The organism is Litorivivens sp., from assembly GCF_041624475.1.
Taxonomy (GTDB): domain Bacteria; phylum Pseudomonadota; class Gammaproteobacteria; order Pseudomonadales; family Spongiibacteraceae; genus Litorivivens.
Genome location: NZ_JBFJUX010000004.1, coordinates 33,338 through 59,244 on the forward strand (window position 1 = coordinate 33,338; position 25,907 = coordinate 59,244).

Genomic DNA, 25,907 nt, shown 5'->3' on the forward strand with positions numbered 1-25,907 from the left:
CCTGCATCTCCCGGGCTCTAGCATGGACACCATGACAGTACGCCAGTGAGGACAGCGTTATGAGTGGATCAGAAAAGCATCGCGACCTGCGGTTTGTGGTAATTGGCGCCGGTATGGCGGGCATTCTGAGTGGTATCAAGCTGCAGGAGGCCGGCCATCGCAATGTAACGATCTATGAAAAGGCAGATCGCATTGGTGGCACCTGGCGTGAAAATACCTACCCCGGCCTTACCTGCGATGTGCCCTCGCATTCCTATACATATTCTTTTGAGCCGAATCCGGACTGGAGTCGCTACCTGCCGCCCGGCGCCGAGATTCAGGACTATTTCGAACGCACCACTCGCAAGTACGGCGTCGACAAGCTGATTCGTTTCAACGAAGAAATTGTTTCCTGTGAATACCGTCACGGTCGCTGGCACATTGAAACGCGAAACGGTACGCGCGATGAAGCGGATGTGGTGATCGCGGCAACGGGCGTGCTGCACGTGCCGCGCTACCCGGATATCGACGGCATCGACGATTTCGAGGGCGCGATCTTCCACACCTCGCGCTGGGATCACAGCGTGCCGCTGGACGACCGCCGCATTGGCGTCATCGGCACCGGCTCAACCGGCGTGCAGATTGTGTCGGCGCTATCCACGCGAGTGAAAAAGCTGGTGCATTTTCAGCGCACGCCCCAGTGGATCATGCCGGTAGAGAATCCGGAATTCACCGAGGAGCAGAAGGAAGCCTTCCGCAACGACCCGGAGCTGCTCAAGTATATGCAGAATGAGCCGCAGTATCTGGCCAATGTAGAACGCTTCACCAATGCGATTGTGGAACCCGATTCCCCGGCGATGGAAGAGATCGAAACCATCGTGCGCGACTATCTGGAAAACAGTGTGCGCGATCCGGAGTTGCGCGAAAAACTGCGCCCGTCCTATCGGGCGGCCTGCAAACGGCTGATTTTCTCACCGGACTTCTACGAGGCAGTGCAGCGCCCTGCAGTTGAGGTCGAACTGGGGGGCATTGATCGCATCGAAGCCAAGGGCGTGCGGATGAAAGACGGGACTCTGCACGAGCTCGATGTGATTGCGCTGGCGACCGGTTTCAAGGCCGATCAGTTTATGCGGCCGATGAACGTGGTCGGGCGTCATGGTGTGGAATTGAATGAGGTGTGGGGGGATACGCCTAGGGCCTATCTGTCGATTTCGATTCCGGATTTTCCGAATCTGTTCATGCTGAACGGCCCCAACGGGCCGGTGGGCAACTTCTCGCTGATCGATATCGCCGAGCATCAATGGCACTACGTATCGCAATTGATTGCGCGGCTTGAGCGCGGTGAGTGCGCGGAAATCTGCGCTACCCATGAAGCGCTTGAACAGTTTGACAGGGACCGCATTGCGGCGGCGAAGAAAACCATCTTTGGTTCCGGTTGCCAGAGCTGGTATCTGGACGCCAGAGGCGTCCCGGCTACCTGGCCCTGGACCCAAGAGCGTTTCTATCAGGCGATGGCGGAGCCGGACTATACGGCCTATGAGCTGGTGACCCGGCCCGGCTCGTCAGTAGAGAGCCCGCGTCAGGAAGAGGTGCTGTAGGCGGTAGACGATAAAGCCGGCATAGCGCTATTCAAGCGGCTTGTGTCCCGATGTCGAGATACCAGCGGCGGTATATCTCCATGATCGGATCGAGATTGTTGAGAAAAACCTCGACCAGATGCGGGTCGAACTGTTTGCCGGCCTGATCGCGAATATAGTCGATGACTTCCTCCATGGGCCACGCGCTTTTATAGACGCGATCCGTACTGAGCGCATCGAAGACGTCAGCGATCGCGGTTATTCGCCCCAGCAGCGGAATATCCTCGCCTGCAAGCTGCTCGGGATAACCGGTGCCATCCCAGCGTTCGTGGTGGGTGGCGACTACGGTCGCGGCGCTGTTCAGTAACTCTCCGCTTTGCTTACCGATAATGGATATGCCGCGAATGACGTGGGTTTCCATTTCAGCGCGTTCTGCCGGCGTGAACTTGCCGGGTTTGTTGAGGATGTCGTCGGGAATGCCAATTTTTCCAATGTCATGCAGGGCTGCCGAGAGACCGAGTATCTCCTTGAATTTATCGTCAAACCCCAGCGCGTGGCCCATAACAGATGCGTATTCGGATACCCGTCGGACGTGGTTGCACAGCTCAATCGAACGCTCTTCAACCGCAGCACTGAGTAGCATGACCAGTTTGTGTTGGCTCTCCAGCACTTCCTGATGCAGCATTTGATTGTCGAAGGCAATGCCGACATTGCGACAAAAAAGTTCCACCAGTTGGCGATCGGCGACGGAGAATTCATTGTCGCTGCTCAGGTAGACAATTTGATGGTGGCCGTTAACGGTGGAGAAGCGCGCCGTGAAAAAGCCATCGCCAAAGTAAGGCCCTTCTACCTTCAAGGCATTGCGTATCCGTTGCACGACGTAGCCGGGCAGGACTTGCTCAATGGGTTGGTCTTCCTTTAGCTCTGCGTCGCCGGCGCCAACCGTAATGGTCAGGTCGTTAGGGGTCTCTGTGCTGCTTCTGGCCGCAAGAGCTTTCACCAGTAGTGCATCGTTGCCAGCATAGAGCAGTGCTTTGAGCTGCTCGAGCACGCCGCGGGCGAAAATCTTCATCGAGCGCGATTCAAAAATATTCGCCGACGCATCGATGATTTTCGTGAGGCCCTCTCGATTCTTTTTAAGTGCCATAAGCTCGCGGTAGTGGCCCAGGCTGGTATGCATCAGGGTGTGCATTTTCTTTGAGGTGAGTTCGGTCTTTTCCTTGTAGTCGTTTATGTCATAACGGGTGACGACTTCCATTTCGGGGGCCTGTCCCGGTTGCCCCGTGCGCAGAATAAGACGCACGTCACTGTTGCCGAGTTCCTCGCGAATTTTCTGGACCGCTTGCAGGCCAGCGTGCTCATCCTCCATCACTACATCCATCAGGACCATGGCGATATCAGGCTGCTGTCGCATGATCTCCACTGATTCCCTACCCGAGTAGGCGTGTATCATTTTGATTTCGCGGTTATGTACGCGCATGCCACCAAGGGTAAGCCGGGTGACACGGTGGACTTCCTCCTCATCGTCGACAACCAGGATTTTCCAGGGGGTGGATTCAGGTGGTGGACTCCCTGGTATATCGCCCTCACCAGCGAGAATCAGTTCATCATTGTCTTCAAACATCAATCTGTACCTTCTGCAATTGTTCTGGCGCTGATGCATCCATGTTCTCGCCGGGAAGTTTCGCCGGCAGTGTTATATAAAACACCGTGCCTGCTCCGGGGTTGCTCTCGACAGCTATTTTTCCGCACAGAATCTGGTTAACCAGGTTATAGACAATATGCAGGCCCAAGCCGCTACCACCCTGGTCAATGCGGGTAGTAAAAAAAGGTTCGAATATCTTGCCAAGGTCGCCTTCGGGGATACCTTTGCCATTGTCGCGGAAAGTGAGATAAGCCTCAGAGTTTTTCTTTGAGAGCGCGATTTCAATGACGCCGCGATCCGTTTCGCCGAATGCATGAACCAGACTGTTCATAATCAGGTTGATGATAACCTGTGAAAGCGAACCAGGAATGGTTTCGATATAGACCGCTTCGGTGCTTTTGATATAGACCCGATGCGGCGTCTTTTTTAGCCTTGGGCGCAGGCTGTGTAACAGCTCATTAAGGTACTCGCCCAGATTGATGGTGCGACGCTTGTCACTGGTTTGGTCTACGGCGACTTTCTTAAAGCTCTGGATCAAGTCGGCGGCGCGACGGATGTTGGTCAGCAAAATATCGGCCGATTCATCGCAGGCTTTCAGAAACCGCTCAAGATCCGATTTTCTGAGGTTGTCGGTATCCAGACCGTGCTTAACGTCGTGAACCTGTTCCTGTAAGTAAGAGGCGGCCGATACGCCGATGCCCAAGGGTGTATTCACTTCGTGGGCGATGCCTGCCACCAGCCCGCCAAGGGTGGCGAGCCGTTCGCTCTGCATGAGCTGATCCTGGGTTTCGCGCACTCTTTGCAGAGCCTGCTCAGTTTCTTCTACCTGATGTTGGAGTTTTTCCTCGGCTTTCTGGCGCTCGGTAATATCGCGAATAATACCGGTGTATTTGCGTTCGCCGGCGATGGTCATTTCACTGACGGCGAGTTCGATCGGAAAGGTGCTGCCGTCCTTGCGCTGTGCCACAACCACGCGTCCTATGCCGATAATCTTGCGCTCGCCGGTTTCGCGATAGTTCTGCAGGTAACCATCGTGCTGGCCGCGATAGGGTTCGGGCATCAGCATGTGGATATTCTGGCCCTGCAGTTCGTCAATGCGGTATCCCAGCAACTTTTCAGTCGCGGGGTTGGCGGTTTCGATGATGCCCGCGTCGTCGATAACAATCACGCTGTCGACCGCGGTTTCTACAATAGCCCTGATGCGGGCAGTCTGGTCCTGAAGCTCCGCCTGTTGCCGCTTGCGTTCACTGATATCGATAATCGATACGATGACGTAGACACCGTTATCGGTGGTGACCGGGTTCAGGCCGACTTCCAGTGGGATATTGGTGCCATCGCTGTGTTGGCCGTAGAGATCACGACCGGCCCCCATGGCTCGGGTGCCCGGGGATTTCATGAAAGCAGCCCGCATATTGGGATGATTGTCGCGCACGTTTTCCGGCAGCAGTATGTCGACCGATTTACCCAGTAAAAACCCCCTAGGGTAGCCAAAGAGTGTTTCGCTGCGCGCGTTGACGTAGGCAATGAGCCCGGTGTGGTCGACCATAAGCATAGCTTGGGGGGCGGCTTCCACCATCAGCCGGAAAACCTCGTCCTGCCGGGTGCGGGCGTGAAGCGATGTCACAGGCATTCGCTCAGACAATGAAATGGTCGCCTCCCTGATTCAGCGCAGCGGCGTGGCGCAAGAACGCCAATTTTGGTGAATGATTAACCTGCGACGAGAGGATTGTAATCCGTACAAGCTCGTATGGTATGCGCGATCGCTTGGCAGCCTAAGGCGGGAGGGTTACGGGGGGGAAGGCGCAGGGGATCTGCCCCTGCGCGCTGGATTGTGGGGAGCTTGATGGCTAGAAGTCAGCCATATCCGGCATTCCCCCAGACTTGGGTTTGTCCTCTGCTCGGTCGGCAATCATTGCTTCGGTAGTGAGGATCAGGCCGGCGATCGAGCCTGCGTTCTGCAGTGCTGTGCGGGTGACCTTGGTGGGGTCGATAATACCCTGCTCGATCATGTCGACATATTCGCCGTTCTGGGCGTTATAGCCCCAGGATACGCTGGCATTGCTGCGCACTTTGTCCAGTACGACGCTGCCGTCGACACCGGCGTTAGCCACGATCTGGCGGAAGGGCTCTTCCATTGCGCGCAGCGCAATCTTGATGCCGGTATCCTGATCGGCGTTGGCGCCTTTCAGCACATCCTTGCGCAGTTGGTCGGCCACACGAATCAGGCTGATACCGCCACCGGGAACGATGCCTTCTTCAACGGCTGCACGCGTGGCGTGGAAGGCGTCATCGACCAGATCCTTCTTCTCCTTCATTTCCACTTCGGTCGCTGCGCCGACCTTGATGACTGCAACACCACCGGCCAGTTTGGCGACGCGCTCCTGCAGTTTCTCCTTGTCGTAGTCGGAGGTGGATTTCTCAATCTCCGCACGAATCTGGGAAACTCGGGCTTCGATGTCGGTTTTCTTACCGGCACCATCAACGATGGTGGTGTTTTCCTTGTTGATCACCACGCGCTTGGCGCTGCCCATTTGGTCGAGATCGGCGGTGTCGAGACCGAGGCCCACTTCTTCAGAGATCACAGTCGCGCCGGTCAGTACGGCGATATCCTGCAGCATGGCCTTGCGGCGATCACCAAAGCCGGGCGCTTTGACGGCAGCAGTTTTCAGGATGCCGCGCAGGTTGTTGACCACCAGCGTCGCCAGCGCTTCGCCCTCGATGTCTTCGGCAATCAGCAGCAGCGGCCGTCCCGCTTTGGCAACAGCTTCCAGTACGGGCAGCAGGTCGCGAATGTTGCTGACTTTCTTGTCGACCAGCATGATGAAGGGGTTGTCGAGTTCAACCTGCATCTTTTCCTGGTTGTTGACGAAGTAGGGCGACAGGTAGCCGCGGTCGAACTGCATGCCTTCTACCACTTCCAGTTCGTTTTCCAGCGACTTGCCTTCCTCGACGGTAACTACGCCGTCGCGGCCCACTTTATCCATAGCCTCGGCCAGAATCTTGCCGATATCGGTGTTCCAGTTGGCCGACACGGTGGCAACCTGGCCAATGGCCTTGTTGTCGTCACAGGGCTTGGACATTTCCTCCAGCTTTTTGGTGGCGGCAATCACGGCGCTATCAATGCCGCGCTTCAGGTCCATCGGGTTCATGCCGGCGGCGATGGCCTTGTGGCCTTCACGGACCAGTGCCTGGGCCAGAACGGTGGCAGTAGTGGTGCCATCACCAGCCACATCGGCGGTTTTGGAGGCCACTTCTTTCACCATCTGAGCGCCCATGTTTTCGAACTTGTCCTTCAGTTCGATTTCCTTGGCGACGGACACGCCATCCTTGGTAACCCGGGGGGCACCAAAGCTCTTGTCGAGTACCACATTGCGGCCTTTCGGGCCGAGCGTCACCTTCACGGCGTCCGCCAGAATGTTTACCCCTGCCAACATACGCTCACGGGCGTCGTTGGAAAACTTGACGGTCTTGGCACTCATGCTGCTTTCTCCTTGATTTCACTTTGTTCAACAATGGCCAAAATTTCAGATTCTTTGATGATCAGGTAGTCTTCGCCATCAATCTTGACCTCTGAGCCTGCGTACTGACCGAACAATACCCGGTCGCCAGCTTTGACTGTCAGTGTGCGCAGTTCTCCGTTGTCCAGAAGAGCACCGTCACCCACAGCGACCACCTCACCCTGAGTGGACTTCTCCGCGGCCTTGTCCGGGATTACGATGCCACCTTTGGTTGTGTTTTCCGCCGCGAGGCGTTTGACAACCACCCGATCGTAGAGCGGTTTGATACTCATTGGGTCTTTCCTCCAATTCACGTCTCAAAACTATTGTTAGTTGTGAGAAAGCCGGCGGCAGGGGATAGGCCGCGCAGCTTTCATGCGCATTAATGGTAGTGTTTACGGCCATTTCAAGGCCGGTTGTTTAGATTATTTTTCTCTATTATTGCACTCCCTTATAAGTGGAAAGTTTTTGGCATGCTGCATATATTTTAGAGGTAGTGCCCGCAACGCTGTTTCGGTATGCCGCAATCGTTTTTTCGGGCGCGGCTCGCTAGATTCAGAAGGGTGCTGCCCAAGCATTGTTGAAGGAGGGTGCCGATGCCTTTATCTCAGCCGACCTTTGAACGGACTCTGGCCGACTACTTTCGCGAACGCCTGCAGGAGCTGGGCGCAGACCTCAACCCGACACCGCAGGAGGATACGCTCTGGTATATGGGCAATATGCTGGCCCGCTTTGGCGACAGCGATCAACTGTTCTGTTACGACGAGGGAGATTTAGGTATTCGGCCGCTGGCCATGCTGTACAAAGATGCACATGAAGCCAGCGATCATCGCGAGCGCTGTCTGCTACTGCGCCAGCTGGGCGATGTGGCCCTGTTTGTGGGGGCGCTGTTCCCGGAAAGTTATGCCCGCCGCGGCATAGTAAAAGACTACTTTGTGGGGATGGGCGGCGGCGCCTACGGCTATTTGTCGGAAAATGCGCGCCAGAACCGCCATGTTTTTTCTGAGTTGGCGTCAACCTTTACCCGCATGCTCGAGCTGGTTGCCCGGGCCTGCTCCAAGGAAACCCAGTTTGATTCCAACGACGTGCTCAACCTTTATCAGCGCTGGCGTCGCAATCGCGATCCGCGGCTGCAAGAGCAGCTGCGTGCGCTGGGTATCTGTGTTGTGGACGAGGACCGGGTGCACTGACTGCCGGGGCGACTGAGGCGCTAGCCGGGCAGACTAAGGCGCCACCCGTGTCGTGAACTCAAGCACCTGCCCCAGGCTCATGCTGAGCTGATCGCCGCCGGACAGCGAGCCGACGCCCTCGGGGGTGCCGGTCAGCACAATATCGCCGGGCTCCAGAGTGAAGTATTCGCTGATGGCGCAGAGCAGGCTGGGAATGGGAAACAGCATATCGCGGCTGTTGCCCTGCTGGCGCGGTGAGTCGTTAACACTGAGGGCGATGTCGATATTGTCCAGCGGCGGACACTGGCTGATGGGCACAAAGTGCGAGATGGCACAGGCGCCGTCAAAGCCCTTGGCTTTTTCCCAGGGGCGCCCGGCTTTCTTCAGTTCAGTCTGCAAATCCCGCAGGGTCAAATCCAGTGCCAGCCCGAGACCGCTGACGGCGCCGACCGCTTCGGCGGCAGAGCATTGGCTCAGGCGCCGGCCAATCAGCAGGGCAATTTCCAGTTCGTGATGCACCGCGCCGCGATTTTTCGGAATGCACAGCGGTGCGTGCAGATCCTGCAGAGCAGTGGCCGGTTTGATGAACAGCACCGGCTCAGTATCGGGCGCCTTGCTGTTCATTTCCTTGACGTGAAGGGCGTAGTTCAGCCCGGCGCACACCACCTTCTTGGTGGTTAACTCGATTGCCTCACCATCATTCCAGTGGTGTTGAAAGCTCATAGGGTTGTGCTCCGCAATCAGGGGTTGGCGAAAACCGGTGCGCGTTGTTGCCACCAGGGCGCAGCCTGTTCCAGTTGGCTGGCGAGGGAAAACAGCCGGTCGTCCTCGCCAAAGCGACCCGTGAACATCATGCCGACCGGCAGTCTATCATCGCTCCAGTGAAGGGGGAGTGACACCGAGGGGTTGCCGGTAATGTTGAACACCATCGTCGCGCTGACCCAATCAAAGGCCTGCTCCGCCAGCCGTCGCAGGGTGGCCGGATTGGCGCTGATTCGGCCCAGTGCGAAACGGCTGGCAATTGGCGCCAGCCATTTTTCCATCCCGCGGGATTTGAAGTAGCCGTGCTCCACCGGGGGGCCGCTCAGGGTCGGGGTAAGAAACACGTCGTAGTCTTGCATAAAGGTTTCAAACAAACGGCCCTGGGCGTACAGCCGACGATGAGCGGCGTCGAAGGTGGCTGCGGAAAAGCTGCGACCTAGCTGGGCCAGCATCCAGGTTTCCGGTTCCAGTTCGGCGTGTTTGAGTTTGCGGCCGAGGGTGGCCTCGGTCAGTTCGATCTCGCCGCCGACCGAGGTGGCGATGCGCAACAGGTAACCTTCGACCAGATGGAGCGTATTGAAGGCGGGGGTGGCTTCAACCAGTTCGTGGCCGAGTTCTTCCAGCAGGCTTACGGTTTTGTGCAGGCCTTTGAGCGCTTCCGGGTGCAGTTCGCCGTCGCGCATGAGTGGCTCAGCTGACCAGGCAATGCGCAATTTTTTTGGTGCTCGCTGGCAAGCGCTCAGCAGTGATTCGTTTAGCGGTGGTTCTGCATAGGGAGCGCCGAGATCAACGCCGCGAATGGCATCCAGCATGGCGGCGCTGTCGCGTACGCTGCGACTGACCACGCCGTCCTGTACCTGACCGTACCAGGGGTCGCCGTGAATCGGGCCGTGGGGCACTCGACCCCGGGTGGTTTTGAAGCCCACCAGACCGCCGCAGGCCGCGGGAATGCGCAGCGAGCCGCCGCCATCGCCGCCGCTGGCCATCGGCACAATACCGGCTGCCACCGCCGCGCCGGAGCCGCCGCTGGAACCGCCTGCCGTGCGCGCCAGGTCCCAGGGGTTGCGGGTAACGCCGTGCAGGGCGGGCTCGGTGGCGCCGACAATGGCAAATTCCGGGGTGTTGGTTTTGCCGAAGGTCACCACGCCGCTGGCCTTGAAGCGCTTGACCAGCTCGCAGTCGTAATCGGGGATGTAGTCTTTAAAGGCGCGGCTGCCGTTGGTCAGGGGCACACCTTTGTAGGCGGCGCAAAAGTCCTTCAATAAAAAGGGCACACCGTAAAAGGGGCCGCCCTTGGGTAGCGTGTCGAGGCTGGCAAAGGCCAGTTCGTCCATGCTGTGAATCACGGCATTGATCTGCGGGTTAACACTGTCGCGGCGGCGGATGGCCTCGCTCAGCAGTTCGTGGGGGCTCACCTCGCCGCGCTGGATCAGTTCGGCCAGGCCCAGTGCATCGTAGTCCGCGTATTCCTTGAAAGACATTGCAGATCCTTTAGTTTGTTATGATTTTTGAGTTGTCTCAGTGCAATATTGTCAGTGACAACTTTGGTGGTCATTATAGCCACATGAGTGAGTGCATCAGCAACGCCCTGAGTCTGCCGATTAGCACAAGCTGAGTAGTGCTTGTAAACTCTGTCTAACCCTAACGCCAAGGAGCTTTCGCGTGTCCCTAAGCTACAGTGAACATCCGGCGATGTTTCGAGCCCGTCCCTTCGCCTTTATTCTGTCTGTCATTCTGGTGCCGGTGGGCATTGGCATTATCATCCTGCTGACCTGGTACCTGAAGTGCAAGGCAACCAAGCTGGAGATCGGCAACGGTGAAATCACGCTTGAGCAGGGCTTATTGAGTAAGGACAGGACCGAGCTGGATATGTCCACCGTGCGCACGGTCAAGGTCTACCAATCCTTTATGAACCGCCTGTTCGGGGTGGGCGATGTGTCGGTGTTTACCGCCGGTGATGCGCCGGAAATTTTCGCCAAGGGGATGCCTCGCCCACAGGAATTCCGCGACATTATCAAGGGCGAGCAGTGAGCGATCTGGAGCAGAAAAGCGCGCTGCGCATGCTCAGCCTGATGGCTGTGCTGCTGCTTCTGCTCGGGGTGGCTGGAGTAATGGTGTGGCCGCTGGCCAGTGAGTTTGCCGCTACCCAGCTCGCGCCAGGGCTCGGCATGCGCGATGCGGCCGTGGTGTCGTTTTTTCTGACCGTGGTGACGCTGGTGGTGTTTGCCTTTGCCGCTGGTGACGGCCTGCTGGGGGAACTGCAGTTTATGCTGGCGGGCTTTTTCAGCTTTTTTATTGTGATGTGGCTGCTGATCGCCTGGATTTTCTAGCCCGCCAAAACGGTTCGATCTTAGAAGCTGTATACCAATGTTACGGTGGTTTGCTTGTCAGCGTGGACCTTGTTGGCCGGTACATCCGAGGTGTATTGCACGAGGTAGGCTATCTTCAGGCCGACACCGCCTGCGACCGTGGTCTTGATTGAGGTGGTGGATTTGGACACGGTATTTTCTTCACCGTGATCTACCGCCAGCTTCTGTTCGAAGGTTGCTGTCGGTGACAGCTCCCAGCGGAAGTTGGAAGCCATGCGCAGGATCGCGTCTTCTTCGACATCATCTCCGGCGTTATCAAGCAGCTCGGCGCGACGGTAACCGGGGCCGATCTCGGCGTCCCACAGCATGGTGTCGTTTTCAATGATGCGGCGACCGTAACCAAAGGCGATGGTGGCGCGGTACTTATAACCGCTGAAGCGGTCGTCTTCCCAGGACACGTAGTTGAACAGGTAGTTGTGCGGGCTGAAGGTATAGGACAGCCGGTTGGCTACGAAATAGCGCTCGGCCGAGCGCACGCCTGCACTCTCGGTGTTGAGGGTCTGGAATTCCGAGTTGTTTTTCCAGGCGTCTTTTTCCCAGATTAACGTTGCATTGGCGGATACGCTTTTGGCGTCGGTGTTGCCTTCACTGGCGACGAACCCCAGCTCTGCATCGCCGCTCCAGGGCGAGGAACCTTCCTGGGCTATGGTGGGGGCGCAGAAACAGGAAAGCAGCGCCAACAGGGTCAAGCGGGTCATGGTGTCTCCAAAATGGTGTTCATCATTGTAATCGGGTGCGGCTGGCAGACTTGCGCAGCGCGCGAAGCCTACCAGAAATCAGACGGCCTCGCAGCTTCAGGCGTCTTTGGGGAAGTGCACATCCATCTGCGGGAAGGGCACGCTCATGTCGGCTTCGTCCAGCGCGATCTTGATGGCTTCCAGCAGGGCGTCGTGGGTGCCCCAGTAGTCAGCGGCATTGACCCAGGGACGCACCACCAGGTTGACCGAAGAATCGGCGAGCTGGCGCACGGCGATCAGCGGCGCCGGTTCCGGCAAAATGCGATCTTCCTTTTCCAGAATCGATTTGATCAGGGCTTTGGCCGCCGGAATGTCGGCGCTGTAGGGGATGCCGATGGTGAGGTCGACGCGCCGGGTGGGCATGGCATTGTAGTTGGTAATGGGATTGGACATGACGCGCGAATTGGGAATCATGATGCGCTTGTTGTCCGGGGTCATCAGCATGGTGGAAAACAGGCTGATGGATTCGACGGTCCCGGCCGTGCCGCCTGCTTCTACATAGTCTCCGACCCGGCAGGGGCGAAAGGCGATCAGCAGCACACCGGCGGCAAAGTTGGACAGCGAGCCCTGCAGCGCCAAACCCACGGCGAGGCCGGCGGCGCCGAGCGCGGCGAGGATCGAGGTGGTCTGGATGCCGGCGTGACCAAGCGCGGGGATCAGGGCAACCGCGAGCAGGGTGCCAAACAGCAGTTTGCCGACAAAGTTGCTCACCGTTGGGTCAATATTGCGGGCATTCAGTGTACGTACCAGCAGGCCACTGACGATCTTTGCCACCCAGTAGCCGACGATCAGTATGCCGATCGCGGTCAGCAGGCGCGGGCCGAATTCCATAAGAAATTCCATGGCCTGTTGAATAAGCGCGTTTGTGTCCATGCAGTCCCCTTTAAAATCGAATATGCTTTTCACGCGTGGCAGGCGTTGTTTTTGTCGCCTGTTGCTCGGTATAACGGTAGAGCTATTGTATAGAGTGCCGAGTTCGACCGCCTGCCACAAGGGGCCACTACGGTGCTAACGCTCATCTGGATGATTATTTCACCTGAAAAAGGGAACTCTGTTTATGCGCGTGTTCGCATTACTGGCGCTCTGCGCAGGCTCGGCGTTGGCCCTGGGCTCACCTTCTCATCAATCTGCTGGCTATGCGGCAAGCAGTTGGGCCGGGCCGCACGGCGATGGCCGCAACTCGGCTCACGCGCCATTGCTGGTCACTACCCATCTGCAGCCCCAGTGGCTCGCGCTGAAGGGTGCGGCGTCCTGGGCGGCGCCGACCATCGCTGAGGATGGCACCCTCTATGTGACCAGCGGACGGGGCAAGGGCTTTTCCCACCTGCATGCACTGAGTCGCTCCGGTGAACTGCAGTGGGAATCTCCAGCTGCGCAGTCGCCGGATGCACTCGATGCCGAGGCTGTATTCAGTGCGCCGGTGATCGATGCCGAGGGTCACGTTTATGTGAGTGACAGCAATCAATTCTGGTCCTATACCGGCGATGGCAAGCTGCGCTGGATGGTGCGGCTGACGGATTACGGCATCAAACAGCCGCTGATCAGTAGCGTTATTCAAGGCGCCTATGTGGGCGGCGTGTCGGCCGAGGGTGTCGTGATCCTGTTTGAGCGGGCCAGTGGTGCGCTGGCATTCGCGCCTCTGCAATTGCCTGTGGCTGAGGTCAAGCCGGGGCGCCTGTTCCCCGAAGGCCTGTGGGGGAATGGCCTGCTGGAAGAGGCTGTCCGCCAGAAAGGCTGGGATCTGCTGCGTGGTCAGGGTTATCCCGTTGCCAACACCCCGGCGATTCATCCCCATCAACCGAGACTTTATGTGGCCGCAGGTGGTCTTGATGAGGACGGTACGCTCTTTGCCATCGATATCACCGCCGGCGGCTTGCAGGTAGGGTTTGCCGCCACGCTGCCGGTGCACAGTGGCAGCAGTCCGGCGCTGTCGGTGGATGGCAGCCGGGTTTACGTGTCAGGTCGCGATGGTGTGCTCTACGCGCTGGACAGCAACAGCGGCGGGCGACTCTGGCGGCATGAAACCGGCAGCCAGGGGGCCGCGCCCTCGGTGGGAGCGGACGACACGGTGTATGTGGCGGGTGGTGACCAATTGATAGCCATCGACGGACGCAACGGCCAGGTTCTGTGGCGCAACAATTACCGGGAGTGGGCGCGCGCCCACCAGCCGCGGCTCTGGCCGCGCTTTGGCTTGATTGGTAGTCGCGGCAAACCGGACGCCTACCTGGACTCAGGAGTGACCGTCAGCAACGGTCTGCTTTGGGCGACCTTGCTGGTCGGCTATGAGATCAACTTTCTGGTGCGGGAATTCGTACATCCGGCGCAGACTTACCTGGTCGCCCTCGACCCGTCAGATGGCACGGTGTTGGAAGCGTGGCGGGTTCCGGATACCAGCGGAGGTGTTGTCAGTGTCAGCCCGACCGGCGATGTTTATATGAACCTTCTGTCGCAGAGAGCATCCCTTGCCTACAGCGGCGGCTACCAGTGGCTGCTGCCAAAATCGGCGCGTCGTCCCAAACCGCGCGGCGGCATTTACGCCCTGTCGCCAGTGAGCTGGAGTGAGCAGTTGACGGCTGGTATTCAATGGCTGGCCACCCTGGCCGGCAATCGCAATGCGCTGTTTCTGGACGGTATCGACAGCCAGTTGTGGTCCAGCCGCAAGGTGCTAAAGCTTGCCGTGAAGCGTAAAGAACTGGATGAGAGTCTGGGGCGGCACGTGGATTCTCTGCTGCAAAGATCCGCCGCGGCCCTGACCCGCTGTCGCGCCGACAGTGGTGACTGCGAGGAGCTTTACAGCACCATCGAAAGCATGGCCCGGGCTCTACTGTAGTGTTCCCCGTCACCACGTATAATGCCACTCATGACTGCTGAACAATCAGACAATGCATTGGCTGGCGAGCGGGTTGCGGCGTCTTTCGTCAAGGCCGTACTGGTTCAGGCCCGCCACTTTGGCTGCGATGCCGCGCCGCTGATTTCAGCGGCCGGTCTCAGCGATAACCCGCTGGAAACCGAGTTGTCGGAACCGGTGACGGTAGAGCAGTACAGCCGACTTTGCCTGGCGCTGTTCCGTTCCATTGGCGATGAATCCGGCGGTTTCCTGCCTGGTGTCAACACGCCCCTCGGCGGCACCCGTATGTTGGCCTACAGCATGATTGGTTGTCGCAACCTGGAACAGGCCCTGCTCCGAGCCATGGACTTCAACGCAACCTGCCGCGAGCGTGGCAGAGAGAAGGCGGAACACGAACTGCAGCACAATGCCGCCCGCAAAACCGCGCGCCTGAGTTACCTGTCCGGGGTCGATGTGCAGCCGGGTATGCAGGTGAGCGTGCTCTATAGTCTGGCGATCTGGGTTCGGTTTTGCGCCTGGCTGATCGATCAGCCGATTGAATTGCTGCAGGCCGGCTGTGCGGATGAAGAACCTAGCCGTCGCCGCGGGCTCGATCATTTCTTTCATTGCCCGGTTCACTTCGGGGAGTCCAGCAACTGGGTGGAGTTTTCCGATTCGGTGCTGCGTGCGCCGATAGCCCGCAGCGAATCGGATCTGGAGCGTTTCCTCAAGCTGGCGCCCTACCATGTGGTGATCAAACCCATGGTGTCTGATGGCGGAATCGCCTCGCGGATCAAGCAATTGCTGGGCGACGATTTTCAGTGCGAACTGCCGACCTTTGACGAGCTGGCGAGTCAGTTGAACATGTCCGAGCGCACCCTGCGGCGACGACTCGACCGGGAGGGGACCTCCTACCAGCGGATCAAGGATCAGCTGCGCCGGGAGGCGGCCATCAGCTTTCTGCGCAATCCGGAGCTGACCGTTAGCGACGTCGCCGAGTTGCTGGGTTTTTCCGACCCCAGTGCCTTTCATCGCTCCTTTAAACGATGGACCGGGCGATCGCCGGGAGATTACCGACTGTCGTGATTTACGGCCCCGGAGTTGCTATGCTGCCGGGGATTGCGCCTCTGAACGATGTGTAGCGGTGGCGTATTTTTGGAGTAAGACTGATGGATAAGCGAAGAAGTATTCAAGAACAGCTGGAAGACCTGCAGCAACAGATTGATGATCTGGAAGTGGGTCACAGCCAGAAAGCCAATCTGATGGGGCTGGTGGAAGATATTGAGTTGGAGTTGAGCACTGGCTCCAGTGTCGATGCGGAACAGGCCGGGCTCCTCAACCGTCTGGAAGACATGGTGTCACAGTTTGAAACCGAGCATCCGACCATGGCTGGCATTCTCAACGATATCATGGTCAAACTGGCCAGCATTGGCGTCTGACCCCCTCCTGTTTTATGGCCCATCTTGATGTTGTGGTAGCGGACATCACCACCCTGGCGGTGGACGCTATCGTCAATGCGGCCAACAACTCCCTGCTTGGTGGCGGCGGTGTCGATGGTGCCATTCACCGGGCCGCTGGCCCTGAGTTGCTTGAAGCCTGCCGACCGCTTGGTGGCTGCGACACCGGCAAGGCCAAAATAACCCCCGGCTTTAATCTGCCTGCGCGCTATGTGATACACACGGTGGGACCGGTATGGCAGGGCGGTGATGACGGCGAACCGCAATTGCTGGCCAGCTGCTATCGCGAAAGTCTGCTGCTGGCTGAGGCTCACGCTTGCGCATCGGTGGCCTTTCCGGCGATCAGCTGCGGGGTGTACGGCTATCCCCTGGAGGCGGCCGTTGCGGTCGCCGTGGCCAGTGTGCGCGAGCAACTGCCGCAATGCCTTTCAATTGAGCGGGTGAGCTTTGTCTGTTTTGATGAAAAGGTGGCGCGCTGCTATGAAGCAGCACTGGGCGCCTGAGCGCCCAGGCTTTGTAATCAGCTGGAAATCTGGAAGGTAAAGGGCAGGGTAAATTCGATTTGCGCGCCGTCGATGCCTGAGGGGAGTTCCGGGAAGGGCGCAGTTTTTTCTACTGCCGAGATCGCTGCGTCATCCAGTGAAGAGTAACCAGAGCTCTGAATAACCTTGGAGGACAACAGCGAGCCTTTGCGGTCTATGATGACTTCCAGCAACACGGTGCCCTGCTGGTTCAACTTGAGTGCCCGTTTTGGATAACGCACGTGCTGGTAACTGGCGCGGACCATGGTGGTGCTGTACTCGTTAATCAGCTCCTTGGCGCGGGCGGCGGCCTTGGCCTTGGCTTCTGCTTCAGCCAGCGCGCGGGCAATGGCTTCTTTGCGGGCTTTTTCGGCCTCCAACTTGGCCAGGCGGGCTTTCTCGGCTTCAGCTTCCGCAGCTTCGCGACGGGCCTTTTCTGCAGCCAGACGTTCGGCCTCGGAAGGCTCGCTACTGGTGGCTGGGGTGGCTGGCTTGCTCTCGGGTTTTGGTTTCGCTGCCGGTGAGCGGCCTTTGCCCCAGCTCTTGGTCTCGGCGATACGGGTCTGAGTGGGGCCGGTGATTTCAAAGGTGGTCATCAGGCTGCTGCCGCGATCGCCGCCGGGCAGTGACAGAATGTCCTGTTTAAAGCCGGAAGACGGCGGTCGGGCGCCAATCCAGCAGGATAGCAGCAGATTGAAAAATTCCGGGTCAGAGCTTTTCAGCAGAGTCGTGCCGTTGAGCTTGATTTCTGTGCCCTCGTCCGGCAGCAGATCGATGGTGATGTGGTCACCCGCTTGCAGATCGTCTTTGAGCATGGTGGCAAAGGCGATGATATTGTCCTGCTGGGCTTTCTGAACGTCGGCGGGGTTGTTGATCAGAATGAGCTGGTTCCACTGCTGGGTAAAGCGGCGGTCGCTCCAGCTTTCTGTAATAACCCGCAGATCCATGCGTTTGGGGCCGGGCATAAAAAAGGCATCATCGGGCGTCGCGGCAGGCTGAGGCAGGTAGAGGCCACCGACATAATAGTCAGTGCGGAGCTGTTGATAGATCGCCAGGCCACGCAATGACATGCCGTCAAGCTCGGTTTGGGCGTAGGAAATCTGCGTCGCAAAAGCTAGCAGAATAGCTGCGATAAAACGGTTCATAGGCCTCTTAACATCCAGTGTCCGGGCAGAAATTATTGGAATTCTCTGGACCACTTTTCACAGCACGAACGGCTAACGATTGCACAAGGCTGTTGTTGTCGCGCTGATACCACCTGACACGTAACTTTATTATTGTTACCACTGTCCCTAATTTAACGATCTGGATTGAAAAGTCCAGTCATCAAGGTTATAGGAGTGTAACAGTGGTCTGCGCGATTGTGTAGATTGTTCACTGTTGCAGAGCGCTAAAAAAAACGCAAGTGGCTAATTTTCAAGCGTTTTAGCAAGGCTAACCGACTTCGAAGTCGCTTGTCGGCAGGGTGGTTGGCGTCGGCAGCGCTGCAGAGCGCTCTACTTGGGATAGTGCAGGGCCACGCAGAATATTGGCCCGGGCCTTCGCGATATTTTCGCTGTCGCCGACTAGCAGGATGTCGACACTACCGTTACTGCAGTTGCGCGCCCAACCGACAAGATTGTGCCGCAGGGCGACGCGGCGGGTAAAGGCGCGAAAGCCGACCCCCTGAACCCGGCCGAATACCGCAAAACGCAGTGCTTTCACTGGGCAGGCTCCTGAATGTGCTGCGTCAGCGCCGCTGCCGTCTGCGGCCCGAGCAGAATTTCTTTCAGCTTGCCGTCCGGGGCGATCACCAGGGTGGCCGGCAACGCGCTGGGGCGTGCAATGCCCAGTGCCGGATGTGGGTCGGCCAGCAAGACCGGGAAGCGGATGTCCAGCGCAGCCATATCCGCGGCGAGGACGTCGCCCTGCAGCCCATCGTAATTGACCCCCAGCACCTGAACCCGATCGGCGTGTTCACTTGCGAAATGATTCAGTTCGGGTATCTCTTCGCGGCAGGGTGCGCACCACTTTGCCCAGTAGTTGATGATTACCCAGCGGCCACTGGCGGCTCCGGGTGTGAAGTGAACCTCCCTGTCGGTGGTGGCAATCTGATTCTGCTCACACGCCATCAATACCGTTGTGAGGAGGAGAATAGTGAGTGTGCGCACAGTAATGGCCTCTGCGGGTGTCTGGAGCGCTGTGTATAATGCCTGCTTGTTTTTCACAGTCCAAGCGCTGTGACTGAATCACTGCACACGAGGTTTTCATGACGGTTACCATCTACCACAATCCGCGCTGTTCAAAGTCACGGCAAACGCTACAGCTGCTCCAGGAAAAGGGTGTTGAGCCAGAGCAGGTGCTGTATCTGGAGCAGCCTCCTTCGGCGAAGGAACTGCAAAGCCTGCTGGGCAAGCTGGGCATTTCCGCACGGGAGTTGCTGCGAACCGGAGAAGAGGCCTACAAAAGCCTGTCGCTTTCGGACAAGAGTCTGGCGGATGATGTGCTGATACAAGCCATGTGTGAGCACCCGAAATTGATCCAGCGCCCGATCGTGGTGAAAGGTGAGCGTGCCGTTCTGGGCCGCCCGCCGGAGAATGTGCTGGACCTGCTGGCATGACGCCCTACGTGCTGGTGCTTTATTACAGTCGCTACGGTGCTTGCCGGGCGATGGCGACCCATGTTGCGCGCGGCGTAGAACAGGCGGGTCTGGAAGCGCGGGTGCGCACGGTGCCGCCGGTCTCGGCCGACTGCGAAGCCACGGCTCCGGCCATTCCCGATGAGGGGCATCTGTACGCCAGCCAGGACGACCTGCGCGACTGCGCCGGCCTGGTGCTGGGCAGCCCGACCCGCTTTGGCAATATGGCGGCGCCGATGAAGTATTTTCTCGATGCCAGCTCGGCCCTGTGGCTGAGCGGTGACCTGATCGGCAAACCGGCTGCGGTGTTTACTTCCAGCAACAGTCTGCACGGTGGTCAGGAATCGACCCTGCTGACCATGATGCTGCCCTTGCTGCATCACGGTATGTTGCTGCTGGGCCTGCCTTACAGTCACCCCGAGCTGTCATCGACCGCCACGGGCGGTACGCCCTATGGTGCATCACACGTCAGCGGTTCCAACAACCGGGCGCCGGATGAGACAGAACTGCACTTGTGCCGGTCGCTGGGAGAGCGCGTGGCGAGTACTGCGAGGGCCTTGTCCGATGCGAAATAAAAATGCCTCTGGCGTGAATTCGGCAACATTGCAGGGCAGAGCGGATCTGGCCTGGCGCCTGCTGCTGATCTGCGTTGCAATGGAGCTCGTTGTACTGACGTTCACCACTTGGTGGCTGCATCAGGAGGGGCGTCAGCCCAGCCTGACCATCTGGCTGGTGCGCATTGTGCCGCTGCTGGTGTTTGTGCCCGGCATGCTCAAGCGCAACCTGCGCAGTCTGGCCTGGTTGTGTTTTGTGGTGTTGATGTATTTCATGATTGCGGTGACGGAGGCCATGTCGCCGCTGCGCTTGTGGATCAACTACGTGGAAGTGGTTCTGTCGGTGGCGATATTTCTCACCGCGATGATGACGATACGCTGGCAGGCCCAGGCTAAACGCCAGCAACTTGCGGAACAGGTAATTGGGGATACAGATGAGTGAACGCAAAGGGATTTTCTCGCGCATTGGCGGTTTTCTGGAAGGCCTGCGCCGTTTTCTGGTAAACACGGTTTTTCTGCTGTTTCTGGTGGTTTTGGGTTTTGCTCTGTTTGCCAAGGGGCCGACTCTGCCCGAGCGTTTTGCGCTGGAGCTGGATTTGCGCGGCCTGGTGGTTGACCAGCTCAGCCCCGCAGACCCGTTGTCGGAGTTGATTGAAGGCGGGGCCCTGGCAGAAACCCGGCTGCAGGACAGCATCGATGCGATTGATCGGGCCAGCAGTGATGAGCGGGTACAGTTGCTGCTCCTGTCGCTTGGCGAGCTCGAACATATCGGCATGAGCAAGACCTCGGAACTGGCCGCCGCCATTGCCCGCTTCAAGGCAAGCGGCAAACCGGTGCTGGCGATCAGCGACGCCTATGATCAGGACAGCTACCTGCTGGCCAGCAACGCCGACGAGATCTACCTCAATCCGATGGGTGGTGTGGTTATCGAAGGCTTCTCGGTCTACCGCAATTATTTCAAGGCCGCTCTCGACAAGTTGGCCATCGATTTTCACGTATTCCGTGTTGGCGAATTCAAGTCGGCCATGGAGCCCTTTGTGCGCGGGTCCATGTCAGAGGAAGCGCGCGACGCCAATCGGGCCTGGCTGGGTGATCTCTGGAGTGATTACCGCGAGCTGGTGACGGGCAACCGGGAACTGTCGCGTGAAGACTTTGAGCGCTACGTCAATCAGATCGACGCGGTGCTGGCTGAGCACCAAGGCAACTTTGCCGAGGCGGCGCGATCTTCGGCATTGGTTGATCAGGTGGTGACCCAGCAGCAGTGGTCGGGGATGATGCGCAGCCGGGTTGGCAGCGACGCTGACGGCAACTTCAATCGGGTGGGTTTTCGCGAGTACCTGAGCCTGAGCGATGCACCGCTGGAAACCACCACAGACTCGGTGGGCATTCTGGTGGCCCAGGGTGTTATTGCCGACGGTGAGATGGTCGACGGCATCGGCGGCGACAGTTTTTCCGAACTCGTGCGCCGGGCCCGGGATGACGACAGCATCAAATCGGTGGTGCTGCGCATCGACAGCGGTGGCGGCTCGGCCTTTGCGTCGGAGCAGATTCGTCAGGAGTTGATAGCCCTGAAGCAGAGCGGCAAGCCGCTGGTAGTGTCGATGGGCAGTGCGGCGGCTTCAGGCGGCTACTGGATTGCTGCCAACGCCGATGAAATCTGGGCGACGCCGGCTACCATTACCGGCTCTATTGGCATTTTTGGCGCCTTTCCAACCATTCAGCGTAGTCTGGAAAAAATCGGTGTGACCACCGATGGCGTCGGCACCACGGCGGTCGCCGGAGGTCTGCGCCCGGATCGCCCTCTGAACCCGGTGGTCAAACGCGCGCTGCAGTCGGGTATTGAGCACGGCTATCAGCAGTTTTTGGATATAGTGGCCGAGGGCCGCGATATGCTGCCGGAGCAGGTGGACAAGATTGCTCAGGGTCGGGTGTGGACCGGCAGTGATGCGCGCCAGCTCGGATTGGTGGATCAGCTGGGCGGGCTGGAAGACGCCGTGGCCTCGGCTGCGAGCCTGGCGGGGCTGAGCGACTATCGCAAGGTATGGGTTGAGCCGACCCTGCCACCCTTGCAGGCGCTGGTCAGTCACTTTCTGGAGCAGACGGGTTTGGGGTCGCGCATTGCCTTGCCGCACTGGTGGTCGCCGGTTGGCGAGTTGTACCGCCAGTTGCAGGCGATGACCGATCCCGCCGGCATGTATGCCTACTGTGTAGAGTGCTCAGCGCCTTGAGGTGCTGAAGCGGTATATATCCCCAAGAATTGGCGCTTAGCCGAGATGCTGGCGCCAGGCCTCAAAGCCCCCGTCGACGCTGTAGACTTCGCTAAATCCCTGTTCGGCGAAGTACTGGGCCGCACTCTGGCTGCTGTTGCCGTGATAGCAGTAAATGATCAGTGGTTGGTCGCGGCTGGCGTTGCGCATAAATTCTTCCACCGTATTGCCGTCCAGATGCGCAGCGCCTGGCACGTGCCCCATGGCAAAGGACTGGCCGTCGCGAATGTCTGCCAGCGTGCAGGTTTTTTCATGCAGCAGGGTTTGAGCGGTTTCGATAGAGATGCGTTGAAATGCTGGTGTGGTCATGGAAGTTCACTGCGGGGGTTTGCGAAGCCTATAGGGTAACCGCTATGCTCCCTCGGCGAAATCGAAAATGAGTAGCCTGTGTCTCACCCCTCACCTCAATCCAAGCCGCCAAGTCCGCCCCGTTTTTCCCTGCGCACCCGCCTGCGCAGTTTTATATACGCATATCAGGGCATGTCGACCCTGTTGCGCGAGCAGCACAATGCGCGGATTCATGTCCTGGCGCTACTGGGCACTTTGGTTCTCGGTCTTTGGCTGAAGCTCAGTATTCAGGAGTGGTCGCTGATTTTGCTTGCCAGTGCGCTGGTCATGGGCTTTGAGGCGCTTAATTCAGCCCTTGAATACCTCTGTGACCGGGTTGAGCCGGCGCGCGACCCGCTGATCGGCAAAGCCAAGGATGTGGCAGCAAGCGCAGTGCTGATTGCCGCGCTGGCTGCCGCTGCCATCGGCGCGCTGATCTTTCTGCCTAAATTGCTGGTGCTGTTTTAAGCCTGAGCAGGCTGCGCGGCTTCTTCCGGTGATTGCTCCGGGGCGCCGGTCAGATCCTGCAGGATCACATACAGGCAGGGAATCAGCACCAGCGTAATCACCGTCGCAAAGATAATCCCAAAGCCCAGTGATACTGCCATCGGTATCAGGAACTGGGCCTGCACGCTGGTTTCCAGCAGCATGGGCGCCAGCCCGAAAAAGGTGGTCAGTGAGGTCAGCATGATGGCGCGATAGCGCTGGGTGCCGGATTGCACCACCGCCTCGATCACCGGCGTGCCATTGGCAATGGCGCGATTGATAAAATCCACCATGATCAGGCTGTCATTCACCACCACGCCGGACAGGGCGATAATGCCGAAGAAGGACATCATGTCGATGGGCAGGCCCATAAACAGGTGGCCGATGATGGCGCCGATAATGCCAAAGGGGATGACCCCCATAATAATAATTGGCTGCAGGTAAGACTTGAGCGGAACCGCCAGCAGGGCGTAGATGCCGAACAGAGCCAGCGCAAAGCCGACAAACAGGCTGTTAAACACCTTGGCGGACTCTTCGGTCATGCCGTCGGCCTGATAGTCCAGCCCGGGATAGCGTTGTTTCAGCTGGGGCAGGTAGGTGGCGATCAGGTCGCTGGCAATGCTGTCGGGCTCGGCGTAGTTGCGATCGACCGCAGCGCCGACGGTCACAGCGCGCTCGCCATCAATACGGGTCAGCTTGCTGAAGCCGGGTTCGATGCTGGCATTGGCCAGTACCGAGAAAGGCACGAAATTGCCGTCGCCGGTTTGCAGGTAGAGATTCTCCAGATCCGATATGGCTTCGCGCTCTTCCTTGGGCAGGCGAGCCATGACTTTCACTTCGTCGTTACCGCGCTGCATGCGCTGGGCCTCTGCGCCGTAGAACGCGTGGCGCACCTGGGTGGCGATATCGGCAAGACTGATGCCGAGGGCTTCGGCCATGGGTTTGGTGCTGAGAACGATTTCGTCCTGCGATGCATCGGCGCTGTTGCGCACGTCATAGGCGCCGTCATAGGTTTCCAGATGGGCGGCAAAGTCTCGCGCGGCGGCTTTCAGTTGCTCCGGCGAATTGCTGATCAGCTTGAACTGCACATCCTGACCGCCGCCCATATCCTGCGCGGTGGATACAGAAATTACCCGGGCGCCCGGGATGGCGCCGATTTTTTCGCGCCAGCGCTTGGCCAACTCGTCGCTGCCCATGCTGCGCTGTTGGGCCTTGGTCAGTTCTGCCATGAAATTGACGAAACGACCGCCATAGGCATAGGCAAAGATGTGTTTGATCAATCCCTGTTCATTACCGGTCTGTTCGATGTAGTCGCCATTGACCGCGGTAATAGCGTCGTTGAAGGCACGATAACCGGCCAAAAGCTGAGCTTCAGTGGTGCCCTCCGCCATTTCCAATTTGGCTTGTATAAAGTCATTAGGCAGAGAGGGCATCATCACCAGTCTGACCAGACCGCCGGCAACGAGGCCGCCGGCCAGAATCATGGCGGCGACAAAAACCGAGGCGGTGATGTAGCGGTTTTTTATCGCGCGATTGAGAAAAGGTTTGTAAACACCCTGGACAAAGGTTTGCAGCAGTCCGTTACAGCCCTTTTGCAGTCTGTCGGTTAGGGCGAAAAAGCCTTTTTTTGACGGTTTGGAGTGAACCAGGTGGGCCGGCAGAATCAATTTCGATTCAATCAGCGAAAAGCTCAGGCAGCACAACACCACCCAGCCAAAGGCGGCGGGGAAGGGGGCAAATACGCCATCGGCAAAGAGGGTAGGCAGGAAGGCCATGATGGTGGTGAGTACACCGAAGGTGGCGGGGGTGGCGACCCGCTTGGCACCGGCAATAATCGCGTCGGTACTGTGGCCGTATTGCTGCGAAAAATTGCCTGCGCTTTCGCCGATGATAATGGCGTCGTCAACCACGATACCCAGCACCAGTATGAAGCCAAACAGGCTGATCATATTGAGGCTGACATCGATCATCGGAGTGCTCATCATGGCGAAGGTGCCGAGGAAGCACAGCGGCAACCCCACCATCACCCAGAAGGCGAGTTTGATATCGAGGAACAGGGTCAGAATGATAAACACCAGCAGCGCACCCATGCCGAGGTTTTTCAGCATCATGCCCAGGCGCCCTTCGAGGTAGTAGGAAATGTCGGCCCAGTAGGCGATGTTCACGCCCTCGGGCAGTTCGAGTTTCTTGCGCTCGACGTAGGCCTTGGCAGAGTCCGCAACTTTCAAAAGATCCTGTTCGTCGGCGGCGTAGACGGTAACGCCCATGCTGAAACCGCCGTTAAACAGCGAGAAGCCGTTCGATTCTTCAAAGCCGTCATTGATCGTGGCGATATCGCCGAGATTGAGGCGGGTGCCGTCCGGGTAGGTAATTAGCGGAATGCGCTCAAATTCGTGCTGGCGATAGGCCTGCCCCTTGGTGCGCAGCATAATCTCGCCAGTATCGGTTTTGATTGCGCCGCCCGGCAGGTTTAATGACGAGCCGCGAATGGCGGCGGCCACCTGAGCGAGTGACAGGTTGTATTTGAGCAGGTTGGCCTCGGGCACTTCGACCGAGACTTCGTAATTTCTGCCGCCGAAAACGTCCGCTATTCGGATCTCGGGCTCCTGCAAAAGCTCGTTTTTAATCTGGTCGACCAGCGATTTCATATCGCGCTCGGACAGGTTGCCCCATATCTGGATATTGGCTGCGTGCTCCTTGAATTCCAGATGTTTGATGACGGGCTTTTCCGACTCTTCCGGCAGATTGGCGATGCCGTCAACAGCGCTTTTAACTTCGTCCAGAACCTCGTTGATATCGACCTTGTCATTGATGTCGAGAGTCAGGGTAGCCATGGATTCCTGAGCGGTTGCCTGCAGGCTCTCGATGTCGTCGATATCTTTCAGGGATTCTTCTATTTTCAGAATAATGCCCAGCTCGACTTCTTCTGGCGACGCGCCGGGGTAGGGCACGGTGATCTGAATGGTGCTGGTTTCAAATTTAGGTTGAACGGTTTTGGGGAGCTTCGTGATCGCACCAATACCGGTAACCAGAATAAGCGCCATCAGCAGGTTGGCGGCCACAGAATTGCGTGCGAACCAGGCAATCAGGCCGCGGTGGGTATCGATGTTTTCCAT

At 58.2% G+C, this 25,907-nt stretch carries 26 protein-coding genes; 13 read left to right on the top strand and 13 right to left on the bottom strand.

What is annotated here, in order from left to right; all coding sequences use genetic code 11:
• Positions 1-59: 59 nt before the first annotated feature.
• Positions 60-1,577, top strand: coding sequence for a flavin-containing monooxygenase (locus tag ABY734_RS06640; RefSeq protein WP_372778224.1), 1,518 nt, complete (start codon positions 60-62; stop codon positions 1,575-1,577).
• Between the two features lie 31 nt (positions 1,578-1,608).
• Here ABY734_RS06640 and ABY734_RS06645 read toward each other — a convergent pair whose 3' ends face one another.
• From ABY734_RS06645 to groES, 4 genes are all read right to left on the bottom strand, one after another.
• Positions 1,609-3,180: a DUF3369 domain-containing protein gene (locus tag ABY734_RS06645; RefSeq protein ID WP_372778225.1), complete on the bottom strand. Its 1,572-nt coding sequence runs from the start codon at positions 3,178-3,180 to the stop codon at positions 1,609-1,611.
• Positions 3,173-4,825 (bottom strand): PAS domain S-box protein, encoded by a 1,653-nt coding sequence (locus ABY734_RS06650; protein ID WP_372778226.1) that lies wholly within the window; start codon positions 4,823-4,825, stop codon positions 3,173-3,175. The genes ABY734_RS06645 and ABY734_RS06650 overlap by 8 nt, the downstream gene beginning before the upstream one ends.
• A 223-nt stretch (positions 4,826-5,048) precedes the next feature.
• Positions 5,049-6,680: a chaperonin GroEL gene (gene groL / locus ABY734_RS06655; protein WP_372778227.1), complete on the bottom strand. Its 1,632-nt coding sequence runs from the start codon at positions 6,678-6,680 to the stop codon at positions 5,049-5,051.
• Positions 6,677-6,991, bottom strand: coding sequence for a co-chaperone GroES (gene groES / locus ABY734_RS06660; protein WP_372778228.1), 315 nt, complete (start codon positions 6,989-6,991; stop codon positions 6,677-6,679). Before groES ends, groL begins: the two co-directional genes overlap by 4 nt.
• 303 nt (positions 6,992-7,294) lie before the next feature.
• On the opposite strand from groES, the gene ABY734_RS06665 reads away from it, so the two are divergent.
• Positions 7,295-7,888: a hypothetical protein gene (locus ABY734_RS06665; protein ID WP_372778229.1), complete on the top strand. Its 594-nt coding sequence runs from the start codon at positions 7,295-7,297 to the stop codon at positions 7,886-7,888.
• A gap of 33 nt (positions 7,889-7,921) precedes the next feature.
• Here ABY734_RS06665 and ABY734_RS06670 read toward each other — a convergent pair whose 3' ends face one another.
• Both ABY734_RS06670 and ABY734_RS06675 read right to left on the bottom strand, forming a co-directional pair.
• Positions 7,922-8,590, bottom strand: coding sequence for a fumarylacetoacetate hydrolase family protein (locus tag ABY734_RS06670; protein ID WP_372778230.1), 669 nt, complete (start codon positions 8,588-8,590; stop codon positions 7,922-7,924).
• Between the two features lie 17 nt (positions 8,591-8,607).
• Positions 8,608-10,110: an amidase gene (locus tag ABY734_RS06675; RefSeq protein ID WP_372778231.1), complete on the bottom strand. Its 1,503-nt coding sequence runs from the start codon at positions 10,108-10,110 to the stop codon at positions 8,608-8,610.
• 181 nt (positions 10,111-10,291) lie between these two features.
• On the opposite strand from ABY734_RS06675, the gene ABY734_RS06680 reads away from it, so the two are divergent.
• Positions 10,292-10,660, top strand: coding sequence for a PH domain-containing protein (locus ABY734_RS06680; protein ID WP_372778232.1), 369 nt, complete (start codon positions 10,292-10,294; stop codon positions 10,658-10,660).
• Positions 10,657-10,959 carry a hypothetical protein gene (locus ABY734_RS06685; RefSeq protein ID WP_372778233.1) on the top strand — a complete coding sequence of 101 codons (303 nt, stop codon included), beginning with the start codon at positions 10,657-10,659 and terminating at the stop codon, positions 10,957-10,959. The genes ABY734_RS06680 and ABY734_RS06685 overlap by 4 nt, the downstream gene beginning before the upstream one ends.
• Before the next feature lie 20 nt (positions 10,960-10,979).
• Here ABY734_RS06685 and ABY734_RS06690 read toward each other — a convergent pair whose 3' ends face one another.
• Both ABY734_RS06690 and ABY734_RS06695 read right to left on the bottom strand, forming a co-directional pair.
• Positions 10,980-11,696 carry a YdiY family protein gene (locus tag ABY734_RS06690; RefSeq protein WP_372778234.1) on the bottom strand — a complete coding sequence of 239 codons (717 nt, stop codon included), beginning with the start codon at positions 11,694-11,696 and terminating at the stop codon, positions 10,980-10,982.
• 96 nt (positions 11,697-11,792) lie between these two features.
• Positions 11,793-12,608 carry a mechanosensitive ion channel family protein gene (locus tag ABY734_RS06695; protein ID WP_372778235.1) on the bottom strand — a complete coding sequence of 272 codons (816 nt, stop codon included), beginning with the start codon at positions 12,606-12,608 and terminating at the stop codon, positions 11,793-11,795.
• A gap of 184 nt (positions 12,609-12,792) precedes the next feature.
• On the opposite strand from ABY734_RS06695, the gene ABY734_RS06700 reads away from it, so the two are divergent.
• From ABY734_RS06700 to ABY734_RS06715, 4 genes are all read left to right on the top strand, one after another.
• On the top strand, positions 12,793-14,565 hold the full coding sequence (locus ABY734_RS06700; protein WP_372778236.1) for a PQQ-binding-like beta-propeller repeat protein: 1,773 nt from the start codon (positions 12,793-12,795) through the stop codon (positions 14,563-14,565).
• Positions 14,566-14,595: 30 nt separating this feature from the next.
• Positions 14,596-15,648 carry an AraC family transcriptional regulator ligand-binding domain-containing protein gene (locus tag ABY734_RS06705; protein ID WP_372778237.1) on the top strand — a complete coding sequence of 351 codons (1,053 nt, stop codon included), beginning with the start codon at positions 14,596-14,598 and terminating at the stop codon, positions 15,646-15,648.
• An 83-nt stretch (positions 15,649-15,731) separates the two neighbouring features.
• On the top strand, positions 15,732-16,001 hold the full coding sequence (locus ABY734_RS06710) for a DUF4404 family protein (RefSeq protein WP_372778238.1): 270 nt from the start codon (positions 15,732-15,734) through the stop codon (positions 15,999-16,001).
• A gap of 14 nt (positions 16,002-16,015) precedes the next feature.
• Positions 16,016-16,522, top strand: coding sequence for an O-acetyl-ADP-ribose deacetylase (locus tag ABY734_RS06715; RefSeq protein WP_372778239.1), 507 nt, complete (start codon positions 16,016-16,018; stop codon positions 16,520-16,522).
• A gap of 17 nt (positions 16,523-16,539) precedes the next feature.
• Here ABY734_RS06715 and ABY734_RS06720 read toward each other — a convergent pair whose 3' ends face one another.
• The 3 genes from ABY734_RS06720 to ABY734_RS06730 form a co-directional block, all read right to left on the bottom strand.
• Entirely contained in the window at positions 16,540-17,685 is a 1,146-nt protein-coding gene (locus ABY734_RS06720) for a TonB family protein (RefSeq protein WP_372778240.1), read from the bottom strand.
• A 289-nt stretch (positions 17,686-17,974) separates the two neighbouring features.
• Positions 17,975-18,244, bottom strand: a complete 270-nt coding sequence (locus ABY734_RS06725) for an acylphosphatase (RefSeq protein ID WP_372778241.1) — start codon at positions 18,242-18,244, stop codon at positions 17,975-17,977.
• On the bottom strand, positions 18,241-18,690 hold the full coding sequence (locus ABY734_RS06730) for a TlpA family protein disulfide reductase (protein WP_372778242.1): 450 nt from the start codon (positions 18,688-18,690) through the stop codon (positions 18,241-18,243). The genes ABY734_RS06725 and ABY734_RS06730 overlap by 4 nt, the downstream gene beginning before the upstream one ends.
• 98 nt (positions 18,691-18,788) lie before the next feature.
• Here ABY734_RS06730 and arsC point away from each other — a divergent pair, with 98 nt between their 5' ends.
• Genes arsC through sppA form a run of 4 tightly spaced genes read left to right on the top strand, consistent with a single transcriptional unit; the run spans position 18,789 to position 21,939 of the window.
• Positions 18,789-19,139 carry an arsenate reductase (glutaredoxin) gene (gene arsC, locus ABY734_RS06735; RefSeq protein ID WP_372778243.1) on the top strand — a complete coding sequence of 117 codons (351 nt, stop codon included), beginning with the start codon at positions 18,789-18,791 and terminating at the stop codon, positions 19,137-19,139.
• Complete coding sequence (gene wrbA / locus ABY734_RS06740) at positions 19,136-19,732, top strand: NAD(P)H:quinone oxidoreductase (RefSeq protein WP_372778244.1); 597 nt, start codon at positions 19,136-19,138, stop codon at positions 19,730-19,732. Before arsC ends, wrbA begins: the two co-directional genes overlap by 4 nt.
• Positions 19,722-20,153, top strand: coding sequence for a DUF2069 domain-containing protein (locus tag ABY734_RS06745; protein ID WP_372778245.1), 432 nt, complete (start codon positions 19,722-19,724; stop codon positions 20,151-20,153). The genes wrbA and ABY734_RS06745 overlap by 11 nt, the downstream gene beginning before the upstream one ends.
• A complete protein-coding gene (gene sppA, locus ABY734_RS06750; protein ID WP_372778246.1) occupies positions 20,146-21,939 on the top strand; it encodes a signal peptide peptidase SppA in 1,794 nt (597 codons plus the stop codon). Before ABY734_RS06745 ends, sppA begins: the two co-directional genes overlap by 8 nt.
• Before the next feature lie 36 nt (positions 21,940-21,975).
• Here the strand turns inward: sppA and glpE are convergent, their stop codons facing one another.
• Positions 21,976-22,287: a thiosulfate sulfurtransferase GlpE gene (gene glpE / locus ABY734_RS06755; RefSeq protein WP_372778247.1), complete on the bottom strand. Its 312-nt coding sequence runs from the start codon at positions 22,285-22,287 to the stop codon at positions 21,976-21,978.
• Positions 22,288-22,365: 78 nt separating this feature from the next.
• On the opposite strand from glpE, the gene ABY734_RS06760 reads away from it, so the two are divergent.
• On the top strand, positions 22,366-22,773 hold the full coding sequence (locus ABY734_RS06760) for a diacylglycerol kinase family protein (protein ID WP_372778248.1): 408 nt from the start codon (positions 22,366-22,368) through the stop codon (positions 22,771-22,773).
• On the opposite strand, the gene ABY734_RS06765 is transcribed toward ABY734_RS06760, so the two are convergent.
• The gene (locus ABY734_RS06765; RefSeq protein WP_372778249.1) at positions 22,770-25,907 is read right to left on the bottom strand and encodes an efflux RND transporter permease subunit; all 3,138 of its coding nucleotides are present in this window, start codon (positions 25,905-25,907) and stop codon (positions 22,770-22,772) included. The two genes, ABY734_RS06760 and ABY734_RS06765, sit on opposite strands and share 4 nt — an antisense overlap.

Excerpts from the sequence above, each read along its gene's own strand:
- ABY734_RS06640 (WP_372778224.1), top strand. The coding sequence starts at position 60 with ATGAGTGGATCAGAAAAGCATCGCGACCTGCGGTTTGTGGTAATTGGC.
- ABY734_RS06645 (WP_372778225.1), bottom strand. The coding sequence starts at position 3,180 with ATGTTTGAAGACAATGATGAACTGATTCTCGCTGGTGAGGGCGATATA.
- groL (WP_372778227.1), bottom strand. The coding sequence starts at position 6,680 with ATGAGTGCCAAGACCGTCAAGTTTTCCAACGACGCCCGTGAGCGTATG.
- groES (WP_372778228.1), bottom strand. The coding sequence starts at position 6,991 with ATGAGTATCAAACCGCTCTACGATCGGGTGGTTGTCAAACGCCTCGCG.
- ABY734_RS06665 (WP_372778229.1), top strand. The coding sequence starts at position 7,295 with ATGCCTTTATCTCAGCCGACCTTTGAACGGACTCTGGCCGACTACTTT.
- ABY734_RS06670 (WP_372778230.1), bottom strand. The coding sequence starts at position 8,590 with ATGAGCTTTCAACACCACTGGAATGATGGTGAGGCAATCGAGTTAACC.
- ABY734_RS06675 (WP_372778231.1), bottom strand. The coding sequence starts at position 10,110 with ATGTCTTTCAAGGAATACGCGGACTACGATGCACTGGGCCTGGCCGAA.
- ABY734_RS06690 (WP_372778234.1), bottom strand. The coding sequence starts at position 11,696 with ATGACCCGCTTGACCCTGTTGGCGCTGCTTTCCTGTTTCTGCGCCCCC.
- ABY734_RS06695 (WP_372778235.1), bottom strand. The coding sequence starts at position 12,608 with ATGGACACAAACGCGCTTATTCAACAGGCCATGGAATTTCTTATGGAA.
- ABY734_RS06700 (WP_372778236.1), top strand. The coding sequence starts at position 12,793 with ATGCGCGTGTTCGCATTACTGGCGCTCTGCGCAGGCTCGGCGTTGGCC.
- ABY734_RS06705 (WP_372778237.1), top strand. The coding sequence starts at position 14,596 with ATGACTGCTGAACAATCAGACAATGCATTGGCTGGCGAGCGGGTTGCG.
- ABY734_RS06710 (WP_372778238.1), top strand. The coding sequence starts at position 15,732 with ATGGATAAGCGAAGAAGTATTCAAGAACAGCTGGAAGACCTGCAGCAA.
- ABY734_RS06715 (WP_372778239.1), top strand. The coding sequence starts at position 16,016 with ATGGCCCATCTTGATGTTGTGGTAGCGGACATCACCACCCTGGCGGTG.
- ABY734_RS06720 (WP_372778240.1), bottom strand. The coding sequence starts at position 17,685 with ATGAACCGTTTTATCGCAGCTATTCTGCTAGCTTTTGCGACGCAGATT.
- arsC (WP_372778243.1), top strand. The coding sequence starts at position 18,789 with ATGACGGTTACCATCTACCACAATCCGCGCTGTTCAAAGTCACGGCAA.
- wrbA (WP_372778244.1), top strand. The coding sequence starts at position 19,136 with ATGACGCCCTACGTGCTGGTGCTTTATTACAGTCGCTACGGTGCTTGC.
- ABY734_RS06745 (WP_372778245.1), top strand. The coding sequence starts at position 19,722 with ATGCGAAATAAAAATGCCTCTGGCGTGAATTCGGCAACATTGCAGGGC.
- sppA (WP_372778246.1), top strand. The coding sequence starts at position 20,146 with ATGAGTGAACGCAAAGGGATTTTCTCGCGCATTGGCGGTTTTCTGGAA.
- glpE (WP_372778247.1), bottom strand. The coding sequence starts at position 22,287 with ATGACCACACCAGCATTTCAACGCATCTCTATCGAAACCGCTCAAACC.
- ABY734_RS06765 (WP_372778249.1), bottom strand. The coding sequence starts at position 25,907 with ATGGAAAACATCGATACCCACCGCGGCCTGATTGCCTGGTTCGCACGC.